At 64.2% G+C, this 11,887-nt stretch carries 9 protein-coding genes; 5 read left to right on the forward strand and 4 right to left on the reverse strand.

Features of this window, described 5'->3' with window-relative positions; all coding sequences use genetic code 11:
- Positions 1 to 64: 64 nt before the first annotated feature.
- Positions 65 to 562, forward strand: coding sequence for an adenylyltransferase/cytidyltransferase family protein (locus HZ993_RS15870; RefSeq protein ID WP_209393716.1), 498 nt, complete (start codon positions 65 to 67; stop codon positions 560 to 562).
- Here the strand turns inward: HZ993_RS15870 and glnE are convergent.
- Complete coding sequence (gene glnE / locus HZ993_RS15875; RefSeq protein WP_209393717.1) at positions 537 to 3,278, reverse strand: bifunctional [glutamate--ammonia ligase]-adenylyl-L-tyrosine phosphorylase/[glutamate--ammonia-ligase] adenylyltransferase; 2,742 nt, start codon at positions 3,276 to 3,278, stop codon at positions 537 to 539. The genes HZ993_RS15870 and glnE overlap by 26 nt on opposite strands.
- A 15-nt stretch (positions 3,279 to 3,293) precedes the next feature.
- On the opposite strand from glnE, the gene HZ993_RS15880 reads away from it, so the two are divergent.
- Both HZ993_RS15880 and HZ993_RS15885 read left to right on the forward strand, forming a co-directional pair.
- Complete coding sequence (locus tag HZ993_RS15880) at positions 3,294 to 7,469, forward strand: YhdP family protein (RefSeq protein WP_209393718.1); 4,176 nt, start codon at positions 3,294 to 3,296, stop codon at positions 7,467 to 7,469.
- Positions 7,470 to 7,477: 8 nt separating this feature from the next.
- Positions 7,478 to 8,293, forward strand: coding sequence for a carbon-nitrogen hydrolase family protein (locus HZ993_RS15885; protein WP_209393719.1), 816 nt, complete (start codon positions 7,478 to 7,480; stop codon positions 8,291 to 8,293).
- Positions 8,294 to 8,354: 61 nt separating this feature from the next.
- Here the strand turns inward: HZ993_RS15885 and HZ993_RS15890 are convergent, their stop codons facing one another.
- Positions 8,355 to 8,498: a hypothetical protein gene (locus HZ993_RS15890; protein WP_209393720.1), complete on the reverse strand. Its 144-nt coding sequence runs from the start codon at positions 8,496 to 8,498 to the stop codon at positions 8,355 to 8,357.
- Between HZ993_RS15890 and HZ993_RS15895 the strand changes: the two genes are divergently transcribed.
- Both HZ993_RS15895 and HZ993_RS15900 read left to right on the forward strand, forming a co-directional pair.
- Positions 8,431 to 9,648 (forward strand): murein transglycosylase A, encoded by a 1,218-nt coding sequence (locus HZ993_RS15895; RefSeq protein ID WP_209393721.1) that lies wholly within the window; start codon positions 8,431 to 8,433, stop codon positions 9,646 to 9,648. The two genes, HZ993_RS15890 and HZ993_RS15895, sit on opposite strands and share 68 nt — an antisense overlap.
- A gap of 65 nt (positions 9,649 to 9,713) precedes the next feature.
- Entirely contained in the window at positions 9,714 to 10,667 is a 954-nt protein-coding gene (locus tag HZ993_RS15900; protein WP_245213655.1) for a chemotaxis protein, read from the forward strand.
- An 11-nt stretch (positions 10,668 to 10,678) separates the two neighbouring features.
- Here the strand turns inward: HZ993_RS15900 and HZ993_RS15905 are convergent, their stop codons facing one another.
- Together HZ993_RS15905 and HZ993_RS15910 are read right to left on the reverse strand one after the other, a co-directional pair.
- Complete coding sequence (locus HZ993_RS15905) at positions 10,679 to 11,221, reverse strand: hypothetical protein (protein WP_209393722.1); 543 nt, start codon at positions 11,219 to 11,221, stop codon at positions 10,679 to 10,681.
- A gap of 137 nt (positions 11,222 to 11,358) precedes the next feature.
- Positions 11,359 to 11,835, reverse strand: coding sequence for an Lrp/AsnC family transcriptional regulator (locus HZ993_RS15910; protein WP_209393723.1), 477 nt, complete (start codon positions 11,833 to 11,835; stop codon positions 11,359 to 11,361).
- Positions 11,836 to 11,887: the final 52 nt, after the last annotated feature.

The following is an 11,887-nucleotide window of genomic DNA, read 5'->3' on the forward strand; positions in this document are numbered from 1 at the left end:
TGCATGTCTGATCGACACATATGGCCCAGTCTTGAGCGCGCCCGCTCCCTGATAGCATGGCGCTATGCATGCCCCAGACACTGCCCCCGCCTTTTTGGCCAAGATATGCCCGCGTGAAGACCTGGCCCTGCAACTGGCCCGCCTGCCCAGGCCTTGGGTGTTTACCAACGGCGTTTTTGACGTCATCCACCGCGGCCATGTGGTGTACCTGGCGCAGGCCCGAGCGCTGGGTGGCAGCCTGATCGTGGCGCTGAATACCGATGCATCGGTGCGCCGTCTGGGCAAGGGGGATGACAGGCCGCTGAACGCCGAGTCCGACCGCGCCATTGTGATGGCCAGCCAGGAAGCGGTCAGCCTGGTGACCTGGTTTGACGAGGACACGCCGGTCGCGCTGATTGCCGAGATTCGCCCCGACATTCTGGTCAAGGGGGGCGACTACAACATGGCCCTGTTGCCTGAAACCGCCCTGGTGGAGTCCTGGGGTGGCCATGCCCTGGCACTGCCATTTGTAGCGGGTTACTCCACCACGGCCTTGGTCAAGAAGATCCGGTCTGCGCAGTAGCCCCGAATACGGCTGCCCACAACGCCAAGCCCGCAGCCTGTTCGTGGGGCACCTGGTCTGCGTTGACCTGGGTTGGCTCTTCGTTGAGCCGCGCCCGGTGCTGGATCTGGCGCAACGTGCGATACGCCTCTGCAGCCCTGTTACCCACACCCGGCGGCAACAGGCCGCAGCTTTCGGCGCGTTGCAGCAGTGCAATATTGCCCACATTGGCCAATAGCTCCGGGTGTCTGCACCCCTGTGACAGCACCAGAAACTGCACGGCAAACTCCACGTCCACCATCCCCCCGGGGCTGTGTTTGACGTCAAACTGCGTGCCCCGCACCGGGTGGCTGGCGCGCACCTTGGCACGCATGCTGCCAATTTCTTCCCGCAGGCCCAGGCTGTCGCGTTCTGCACCGATCACGGCCGCACGCACGGCGTCAAAACCAGCCAGCAGGGCGGCGTCACCCAGCACACAGCGGGCACGGGTCATGGCCTGGTGTTCCCAGGTCCAGGCGGTATTGCTGCCACGCTGTTGCTGGTAGTTCGAGTAGGCGGTAAAGCTGGTCACCAGCAGGCCTGAGTTGCCGTTGGGGCGCAGCGCGGTGTCGATCTCGTACAAATCGCCCTCGCCGGTTTTGACGGTCAGCCAGTTGATCAGCTTGCGCACCAGGGCGCCATACACCTCACCGGCCCGCTCGTCGGCATCGTCATAGACAAACACGATGTCCAGATCACTGCCGTAGCCCAGCTCCTTGCCGCCCAACTTGCCATAGGCAATGATGCCGAAGCGGCAGTCGGCCTGGTGGCGATTCTTCAGCCGGTCCCAGCACCAGCGGGTGGTGATGCGCAACACCGCGTCGGCCAGGCCGCTCAGATCGTCGGCCACTTCCTCCACACCCAGGCGGCCTTCCACGTCGCGCGCCAGGATACGAAAAACTTCCGCATGGTGGGCGCGGCGCAGCAGGTTCAGCAGGGTCTCGTCGTCGTCTTCACCCGTGCCCTGCAGCGCTGCGCGGCGCCGGTCCAGCTCGGTCTCAAACTCCTGGGGGTCAAAACGCTCTTCAAACATGGCGTCACCCGCCAGCTCGTCAATGACGCCCGGGTGTTTGAGCAGGTAACGCGCCGGCCACCGGGCTGCACCCAACATGTGCAACAGCCGCTGGTGCACATTAGGCCGCTCCAGCAACAGGGCCAGATAACTCTCGCGGCGCAGCAGGGGTTCGATCCAGTCCGCCAGGCGCACGGCTGCCTCTTCCGTGGCCTTGCCCTCTGCCACCCACTGCCCCGTGCGCAACAGCAGGCGGGCCAGCCGCGCGCGGGATTCTTCCCGCAGGGCCAGCACCCGGGGGTGCTCGCGCCACTGCACAATGCGGTCGCGGAACTGGCCGGTCAGCTCGGCCAGCATGTCGTCGAAATCACCAACACCCGGTGCATTCGCCGCCCCGCCACAACCCTTGCATTCCTTGTGTGCACCGCCCAGCAGGGCATCAAATTCCTGGGCCACCAGCTCGCGGTGGCTGTGCAATTCATGTAAAAAAGCGCAAGCGTTGGTAAAACCCAGTGTCTGCGCAATCCATTCCAGATCAGCGTCCGCCGTGGGCAGGATGTGGGTCTGTTGGTCGTCCAGGTACTGGATGCGGTGCTCCACCTGGCGCAGAAAAACATAGGCCCGTCCCAGTGCATCGGCAGTGGTCTGCACCATCAGGCCCGCTGTCACCAACCTCTGCAGGGCATTCAGTGTGGGGCGCGTGCGCAGCTCGGGGAACTGGCCACCCCGCACAACCTGCAGCAGTTGCACGGTGAATTCGATCTCGCGGATGCCGCCGCGCGACAGCTTGACGTCGTTGCTGCGCTCGGGTTTGCCGGCACTGCGTTTGGTGGCATGGTCGCGGATCTGGCGGTGCAGCACCCGCAAGGCGTCAAACACGTTGTAATCGAGGTAACGCCGGAATACAAAGGGTGACACCACGGCCCGCAGGCCCTGTGCACAGCTGGAGGTGATGGCCTGGCTGGGTGCCACAACCCGGCTTTTGAGCCAGGCAAAACGCTCCCATTCGCGGCCCTGCACATGGAAATATTCCTCCAGTGCGCCCAGCGATACGACGGGCGGGCCCGAGTTGCCGTTTGGGCGCAGGGCCAGATCGACGCGGAACACAAAACCGTGTTCGGTGGTGTCACCCACCAGGGCATAGATGGCACGCACGACCTTGCCGAAGTACTCCTGGTTGGAAATACGCCCGCGTCCGTTGGCATCCCCCGCGGTCTCTCCGTCCTGGTCGTAGATATAGATCAGGTCGATGTCGCTGGAAACATTGAGCTCGCGTGCACCCAGCTTGCCCATGCCCACAATGCACAGGTCGGCCCGCGTGCCCTGGGCGGACAAGGGCGCACCATGCTGCGCGTCCAATACACGGCTGCTTTCCTGGTAGGCCACATCCAACGCACATTCCGCCAATGCCGTCATCGCGGCGGTTACGGTGGCAAGGGTGGCCCCTTCGTTGCAATCCAAGCAGACCAGGCGTTCCACCACCAGTTGGCGCAGGGTTCGCAGGGCGGTCCCGGTGTCAGCCCCACCGGCACGCAGCGCTTCAAACAGCGTCTGCATGGTTTGACGGGTGGGTGCACCCGGCGGCAACTGCAGCAATTGGGCGGCGTAACGGCGGCGTATCCGTTGCGTAAAGCGGGAACCCTCGGCCCGGTCAGGTGGTCCATTGCGGGTCATAATTCCTGACATGGTGTTCCGACTGCGATGACTGAATTGACTACAAACCCCTCACCCGTTATCCGGGTTGGTGCATTTGTTGTGCGCGCAGCATTCTGGTTAGTGGTTTCAGCGTGGGTGGCGTTGCTCATAGTTTGGGGTGCGCTGCATTTCGTGATTGTGCCGCGAATCGCCGAGTTTCGCCCGACGCTGGAGCAGCAGGCCTCGCGCCTGTTGGGGGTGACCGTCCGTATTGGCGACATCGTGGCCCGCTCCAATGGGCTGATCCCGTCGCTGGAGCTCAACGATGTGCGGCTGCTCGACACCCAGGGCCGCGAAGTGCTGAAGTTACCTTCGGTACTGGCAGCCTTGTCGGCCCGCTCCATCCTGGGGCTGGGTCTGGAGCAACTGACCATTGACCGCCCCGAGCTGGATGTGCGCCGCTCCACCGACGGGCGTATCTGGATCGCTGGTTTTCCGCTGTCCAACAACGACGGTGCGGACACGGTGGCGGCCGATTGGGTCTTCTCCCAGCCCGAACTGGTGATCCGCCAGGGCAAGGTCAGCTGGACCGACGAAATGCGCAAGGTGCCCACGCTGGCACTGACCGATGTGAACTGGGTCTTGCGCAACCAGAACCGCAACCATGCCATGCGGCTGGATGCCAACCCCCCAGACCACTGGGGCGAGCGCCTGAGCCTGATGGGCGTTTTCAAACAACCCCTGTTGAGCCGCAGCGAAAGTGATTGGAGGACCTGGCAGGGCCAGGTGTATGCCCAGTTTTCACACATCGACCTGGCGCAATTGAAACTCTATGCCGACCTGGGCGTGGACCTGCAACAGGGCGCAGGCTCCCTGCGCGCCTGGGTGGATGTGGTGCGCGGCGCGGTGGTGGGTGCCACGGCCGACCTGGCGCTGGACGGCGTACGCGTCACGGTGAACCCCAAATTGGACGCCCTGGCCCTGCGGGGTATTTCCGGGCGCCTGGGGGCGAAAGTACTCGAAGGCGGCGTGGAGTTTTCGACCCAGGCCCTGCAGTTCCAGACCGACGACGGCTTGCACTGGCCGGGTGGCAATGTGCGTTTTGCCGTGTTCGCGGGCGACAAGAAGAAACCCCAGCGTGGTGAACTGGTGGCCGACCGCCTGGACCTGGCCGCCATCGCACAAATTGCCAACCGCATGCCGATGAACGAGGACTTGCGCAGCCTGCTGGCCCAGTTGGCACCCCGGGGGCTGGTGGAGCAGGTGGTGGGCAACTGGCAAGGCCCCATCAGTGAACCGACCAGGTTCAGCGCCAAGGGCCGTGCCGTGCAGCTGGAGATGGCTGCGCTGGCCTCCGACACGGGCGCGCGGCCGGGCTTCAAGGGCGTGGATATTGATTTCGACCTCAACCAGTCCGGCGGACGCGCCAGCCTGGCCATGAAGGGCGGTGCGCTGGATTTACCGGGCATATTCGACGAACCGGTTATGCCCATGGACAGCCTGGAAGGGGATGTGCAGTGGAAGCTGGACGCCGGGCAGATCAGCCTGGCCATTCCCAACCTGCGCTTCAGCAATGCCGACGCACAGGGCGAGGTGCAGCTGAAATGGCAAACGGCGCCGGGCGCGCCAGCGGGCAACGCTGCGCCGTCGCCGGCATCCAAGACCGCGCAAATCCGCGGGCGTTTTCCAGGTGTGCTGGACCTGCAGGGCAGCCTGAGCCGCGCCAACGGTACACGGGTCTACCGCTACCTGCCGCTGGGCATTGACCAGGCCGTGCGGGACTACCTGCGCGAAGCCATCACAGCGGGCACGGCCTCGGGGGTCAAGTTCAAGGTCAAGGGCAATCTGCACGATTTCCCCTTTGCCACGGCCAAACAGGGGGACTTCCGCATCGTGGCCGATGTGCATAACGCCACCTTTGCTTATGCGCCTGCCTTTCTGCTGCCCAAGGACAGCCCGCCCTGGCCGGTGTTGACCGAGTTGTCCGGCGAGCTGGTCATTGACCGGGCCGTATTGCAGGTCAAAGGCGCCAGTGCCCGGGTGGTGGGTATGCCAGGCCTGCGGGTGGGCAAGGCCGAAGCCGTGGTGGACAACCTGTACCGCGGTGCGGCCGTGTCGGTCGCGGTAGAAGCCCAGGGTCCGTTGGCCGATGTATTGGGCGTGGTCAATAGTTCACCGCTGAGCCCGCTGATGGGCAAGGCCCTGGACCGCTCCACGGCCAACGGTCCGGCCGACTACAAGTTCAAGCTCGCCTTTCCGATTGCTGCAGTAGACAAGGCCACGGTGCGCGGCAGTATTACGCTGGCCGGCAATGACCTGCAGATCACCCCCGACACCCCCCGTCTTGCGCGTGCACGCGGCGTCATCCATTTTTCGGAGACTGGCTTTTCGGTGTCGGGTGCCCAGGCCCGGGCACTGGGCGGAGACGTGCGGTTGGACGGCGGCATGAGCAGCCCTGGCAGTGCCCACCCCATGCCCGGCAACAAAGCGCCAGCACCCCAACAGATACGCATGCAGGGCAGTGTGACGGCGGAGGGGCTGCGCCAGGCGCGTGAACTGGGTTTTGCGGCCCGGCTGGCGCAGTACGCCAATGGCACGGCGGCCTACACCGCCAGCCTGGGCTTCCGGGCCGGTGTGGCCGAACTGAGCATCAACAGCAACCTGGTGGGCATGGCGCTGAACCTGCCTGCACCCTTTGCCAAAACCGCCGAAACGCCTTTGCCCCTGCTACTGGAGACCGCCGCCGTTAAGGCTTCCCTGGTTGCGGGTAGCGACGGCGCGGTGCACACACAGGACCAACTGCAGCTGGACGTGGGCAAGCTGGCCAGCATCGTGTTTGTGCGCGACGTATCCGGCGCCGAGGCCCGTGTGTTGCGGGGTGCCATTGCCGTGGGGCTGGCGGCCGACGAGTCGGCGCCGATGCCTGCCGAGGGGGTGGTGGCCAACGTCAACCTGGCCAAGCTGGACCTGGACGCCTGGTCCGAGGTGTTGTCACGTGCGGCGGGGGCCGATCTGTCACCCGCTGGTGTGGCCACGTCCGGTGCATCGGTCAGCACCAGTTACCTGCCCACCAGCGTGGCGGTGCGGGCCCGCGAGCTCACGGCGGGCGGGCGCAAACTCAGCAACATGGTGGTGGGGGGTGGCCGCGAAGGCCTGTTGTGGCGTGCCAACCTGGATGCGACGGAGATGAACGGCTATGTGGAGTACCGGCAGTCTTCTGGCCCCACCGCCGGGCGCCTGTACGCCAGGTTGTCCCGGCTGGCGATTGCACAGAGTGCGGCACAAGAGGTGGAAACTGCGCTGGACGAGCAGCCCGCCAGCATCCCCGCACTGGACATCGTTGTGGAAGACTTCGAGCTGCGTGGCAAGCGGCTGGGCCGGGTCGAAATTGATGCGGTCAACGTGGCGGCGGGTACATCCGCCGCGGCACGTGACCTGCCGCGGGAGTGGCGCCTGAACCGCTTCAACATCAGCACACCCGAGGCCGCGTTGACGGCCACGGGCCACTGGACCCATGTCAACGCACAGGCCGGACCATTGGCGGCGCGTAGCATCAAGGAGCGCCGGCGCACGGTGATGAACTTCAAGCTGGACATCAACGACTCGGGCGAGTTGCTCAACCGTTTTGGTATGCCCGGTGTGGTGCGCAGGGGTGCGGGCAAGGTCGAAGGCCAGGTCGCCTGGCTGGGCTCCCCCATCACCATGGACTACCCCAGCCTCAGCGGCAGCTTCAACGTCAACGTGGAGAACGGGCAGTTTCTGAAAACCGACCCCGGCATCGCCAAGCTGTTGGGTGTTCTGAGTCTGCAATCTTTGCCACGGCGCCTGGCGCTGGACTTCCGCGATGTGTTCAGCGAGGGGTTTGCGTTTGACTTTTTCCGCGGCGATGTGAGCATTGCGCAGGGCATTGCCCACACCAACAACCTGCAAATGAAGGGCGTGAGCGCCGCCGTGCTGATGGAGGGCCAGGCCGACATCGCCAAGGAAACCCAAAACATCAAGGTGGTCGTGGTGCCCGAGATCAATGCTGGCAGTGCGTCGCTGGCCATGGCCTATATCAACCCCGTCATTGGCCTGAGCTCCTTCCTCGCCCAACTGATCCTGCGCAAACCCCTGATCGAGGCCGCCACCTTTGAGCTGCTGGTCGACGGCACCTGGCTGGACCCCCGTGTCACCAAGGTCGAACACCGCAACACCCCCGTGCCGGCCGCCCCGGGCGCCAGCGCACCGGTCATCCCCTAGGAAATCTGATGAAGTTAGCTACCCTGCAAATGGTGTCCACCGGCGTGGTCTCCGACAACCTGCAGCAAGCCCGCAGCTTGCTGGAGCAGGCCGCTCGTGAGGGGGCCGAACTGGCCGTTTTGCCCGAGTATTTTTGCCTGATCGGCCAGCACGACGCCGACAAACTGGCCATCCAGGAGGCCTTTGGCAGTGGCCCTATCCAGGACTTTCTGGCCGACGCCGCGCGGTCGCTGGGCCTGTGGGTGGTGGGGGGCACCCTGCCCTTGTCGGCCTCGCGGCCCGACCGGGTCTACAACAGCTCCCTGGTCTTCAACCCCCAGGGAGAATGTGTGGCCCGATACGACAAGATGCACCTGTTCCGTTTCGACAATGGGGTGGAGTCGTACGACGAGTCTCGCGTGCTGGACCGGGGTGCACAGCCCACGCGTTTTGCGCTCCCGTCCCAGGACGGCCACCTGTGGCAGGTGGGTCTGAGTGTCTGTTACGACCTGCGTTTCGCCGAGTTGTACCGGGCGTATGCCCGCGACGGGGTAGACCTGATCCTGGTGCCCAGCGCCTTCACCCACACCACCGGCCAGGCCCATTGGGAGGTCTTGCTGCGGGCCCGTGCCATCGAAAACCTGGCCTATGTGGGTGCGGCCGCCCAGGGCGGTGAACACCCCAATGGCCGGCGCACCTGGGGTCAGTCCCTGGTGGTGGACCCCTGGGGCCTGGTGCTGGCGCAGCGCGCCCATGGTGCTGGTGTGGTGTGTGCCGAGTTGAGCCCCCACACCCTGCAGCAGCGCCGTAGCCAATTGCCAGCACTGCAGCACCGCCTGTTGTAGCGGCAGAGTAGTTTGGTATTTGCTATAAAATATATAGCTATGTATCTATATTTTACGGGGGCTAGAGGTCTTTTTTGTCTTCAGCCTTGGTCTGCGCATCGTCCTGTGGCAGTTCGCCATGCTTGCGTCCCGAAAACATGGTCCACCAGATGATTCCAACAAGTAACAGTCCTGCGCCCAGGGCTTCCAGCAATAACAATGTCATGGTGCAAAGGCTCCTGGCCTGTGGATGGATGGCCGCCATTGTAGGAAGCCTGGTCGCCTGCGGCAGTGCACCGATCTACGCACCACCGTCAGCGCCGCCCCGCGCCGAGCCCACACGCAGCACCACCCCGCCGTTGGACGTGCCCGGTACCCTGACGCAGTCCAAAAGCCGCTGGGTGCCCGTGCCGTGGAGCGATTTGCCTGGCTTTGCAGACGACAGCCTGTTCGAAGCCTGGAACGCGTGGCTCAAGAGCTGTGAACGCCCCCGGCGGTGCCTTTGGCCCCTGTGCCCGGAGATCCGCCGCCTGAGCATTGGCAGCGCCGACGAACAACGCGCCTGGATACAGGCACGCCTGCAGCCCATGCGGGTGGAGACACCACAGGGCGAAGCCACCGGCCTGCTCACCGCCTACTACGAGCCCGTGCTGGAGGCCAGCCGCCTGCCCACGGCCCAGTTCAATGTGCCGCTGTACCAGCCCCCGGGGAGTCTGGCGCAGCGCAAACCCTGGTACACCCGGCAAGAGATCGACACCCTGCCCGAGGCCCAGGCCGCGCTGCAGGGCCGCGCCATTGCCTACCTGGCCGATCCGGTGGACGCGCTTGTGCTGCAGATCCAGGGCTCCGGGCGTGTGCGCATCACCCAGCCCGACGGCAGCGAACGCTGGGTGCGCCTGGCCTATGCCGGCACCAACGACCAGCCCTACCGCAGCGTGGGCCGCTGGTTGCTGGACCAGGGCCTGATCCGCGATGCATCCTGGCCCGGTATCAAGGCCTGGCTGGCGCAAAACTCGCAGCGCCAGCAGGAGTTGTTGTGGAGCAACCCGCGGGTGGTATTTTTCCGCGAAGAGGCCATCACCGCCCGCGACACCAGTGAAGGGCCGCGGGGTGCCCAGGGGGTGGCGCTCACGCCCGGCCGCTCCATTGCCGTGGACCCGGCCAGCATTCCCTATGGCACGCCGCTGTGGCTCGCGTCCACCGGCCCCCAGACCACGCTGCAAAAACTGGTGCTGGCGCAGGACACGGGCAGCGCCATCACCGGTGCCGTGCGGGCCGACTACTTTGTCGGCTGGGGGCAGGAGGCGGGTGAGTTGGCCGGGCGTCTGCGCCAGCCCCTGCAGATGTGGGTTTTGTGGCCCAAACCGCCCAGATAACGTTACTATGATCACCATGACCGGTTCAGCCTTTTAACCACCAGCGAACACACGGGGAATACGCCATGAGTACCATGCGGGACATCGACGAACGGACCAATCTGGCTTCCAACAGCATGTTCGAACTGCTGTTGTTCCGACTGGGTGAGGCGCCCGGCACCAACCGGCGCGAGCTGTTTGGCATCAATGTGTTCAAGGTGCGCGAGATCCTGGTCATGCCCGAGATCACCGCCATGGTCAACATGCCGTCCACCGTGATGGGTGTGGCCAATATCCGCGGCCAGATGATCACCGTCATCAATCTGCCCAAGGTGGTGGGCTGCAACCCGACCAAGGGTCTGGGCATCCTGCTGGTCACCGAATTCGCCCGCACCACACAGGCCTTTGCGGTGGAAGAGGTCAACGAAATCGTGCGCCTGGAGTGGAAACACGTGTTGTCCGCCGAGAGCAGCGGTGGTGGCCTGGTCACCAGCATCGCGCGCCTAGACGGCAACGCTGAAAACACCCGACTGGCCCAGGTGCTGGACGTGGAGCAGATCCTGCGTGATGTGATGCCCAATGACCACAGCTCCGAGGTGGACGAGGCCCAGGTCGGCGCGGTCAAGCTGCCACCCGGCACCGTGGTGCTGGCTGCAGATGACTCTGCCGTGGCCCGCATGATGATCGAACAGGGCCTCAAGGCCATGGGTGTGCCCTATGTGATGACCAAGACCGGCAAGGAAGCCTGGGACATGCTGGAGACCATGACCGCCAAGGCCCAGGCCGAGGGCAAGACCATACAGGACAAGGTGTCCGTGGTGCTGACAGACCTGGAAATGCCGGTCATGGACGGCTTCACGCTGACGCGCAATATCAAGCAGGACGGTCGTTTCAAGGGCATTCCGGTCATCATCCATTCCTCGTTGACCGGCTCCGCGAACGAAGGCCATGTGAAGAGTGTGGGTGCCGACGCCTACATCGCCAAGTTTGTGGCCGAAGAGCTGGGCAACACCATCCGTTCGGTACTGGCGCGCAGGTAGACACCACGCGGCTAACGCACCGTAAGCCGCACTTGCAGTTCGCTGCTCTGCTGGTCGGATGCGCTGGCCTGGCCCAGCAGTCCACTGCGCTCCGAGCGGTTATTGGTCTCGGACTGCGCAATGCTGACCCATTCCCCCAATGGCAACACCAAGGTGCTGGTTCCAATCTCCAGTTCCACCAGATCCGTGCCGTCCCAGCGCGGTGTGGCCATAAACCCGGTGGATGCTTCCAGTAATACAAACCCCTGCACCAGCACCGGCCGCCCGTTGCGGAACTGGGTCTGCATCAGGCGAAACGGTCTGCTGCTGCGCAGGGTGATGGCGGCACTGCGGCCGTTGAGCACCAGCACCTGTTGCGACGCGGACCCGGATTGTTGCGCCTGCTGCTGACCCAGGTGCACCTGGGCCTGGGCGGACGCCGAGCCGCCGGACCCGAACTGCAGCCGCGCGTCGGCCTCTGCGCCGCTCCGTTCATGCTGGCTGCTGTGCACCTGGCGCACCTCAATTTGCAGGTTGCGCAGTGGCAAGGGATTTTGGTTTGCTATGGATTGCATAGCGGGTTGTGCAGTAACGGCGGGGGCTAGAAGCATAAAAGACCACATGCTTCTGGTCAGAAACTGTCTTCTGTACCAGGGCGTGGTGACAGCAGATGGGGGTGTGGGCATGGTGTGGCCTCCGGTGCGTGGGCTTCTCAGGTCTTCAAATGGTCCAGCGGCAAGGCGCTGCTGGCCTTGACCTCTCCCAGCGAAAAGCTGGTGTGCAGGTCTTTCACGTGCGGCAAGTTGATCAGGCTCTCGCGCGCAAACCGCGAGAAGCTGTCCAGGTCCTGGCAAATCACCTGCAGTTCAAAGGTGCCGGAGCCGCTGATGTAGTGGCAGCTGACGATCTGCGGCAGCTTTTGTATGGCTTCTTCCAGTGCGCGGGTCGAGTCCCCAGTGTTGCGCTCGGCGTCCAGTCGCACAAAGGCCAGCACACCCAGTCCAATCTTCTGCCGGTCCAGCTCGGCGTGGTAACCCTTGATGAAGCCGGCCTCCTCCAGCGCGCGCACCCGGCGCCAGCAGGGCGCGGTCGACAGGCCAACGCGACTGGCCAGTTCAGTGTTGCTCAGGCGGCCGTCGTTTTGCAGCTCGCCTAGGATTGCAAGGTCAAATTTGTCGAGTTGTTCCATATATTGGCATTTTGCAGCAATATCCTTTCCCAAGCCATGTTCGTTTGGGCAC

It is taken from the genome of Rhodoferax sp. AJA081-3 (assembly GCF_017798165.1).
Lineage (GTDB): Bacteria > Pseudomonadota > Gammaproteobacteria > Burkholderiales > Burkholderiaceae_C > Allorhodoferax.

Coding starts and splice junctions, on each gene's coding strand:
- HZ993_RS15870 (WP_209393716.1), top strand. CDS start 65: ATGCATGCCCCAGACACTGCCCCCGCCTTTTTGGCCAAGATATGCCCG.
- glnE (WP_209393717.1), bottom strand. CDS start 3,278: ATGTCAGGAATTATGACCCGCAATGGACCACCTGACCGGGCCGAGGGT.
- HZ993_RS15880 (WP_209393718.1), top strand. CDS start 3,294: ATGACTGAATTGACTACAAACCCCTCACCCGTTATCCGGGTTGGTGCA.
- HZ993_RS15885 (WP_209393719.1), top strand. CDS start 7,478: ATGAAGTTAGCTACCCTGCAAATGGTGTCCACCGGCGTGGTCTCCGAC.
- HZ993_RS15895 (WP_209393721.1), top strand. CDS start 8,431: ATGGTCCACCAGATGATTCCAACAAGTAACAGTCCTGCGCCCAGGGCT.
- HZ993_RS15890 (WP_209393720.1), bottom strand. CDS start 8,498: ATGACATTGTTATTGCTGGAAGCCCTGGGCGCAGGACTGTTACTTGTT.
- HZ993_RS15900 (WP_245213655.1), top strand. CDS start 9,714: ATGAGTACCATGCGGGACATCGACGAACGGACCAATCTGGCTTCCAAC.
- HZ993_RS15905 (WP_209393722.1), bottom strand. CDS start 11,221: ATGCAATCCATAGCAAACCAAAATCCCTTGCCACTGCGCAACCTGCAA.
- HZ993_RS15910 (WP_209393723.1), bottom strand. CDS start 11,835: ATGGAACAACTCGACAAATTTGACCTTGCAATCCTAGGCGAGCTGCAA.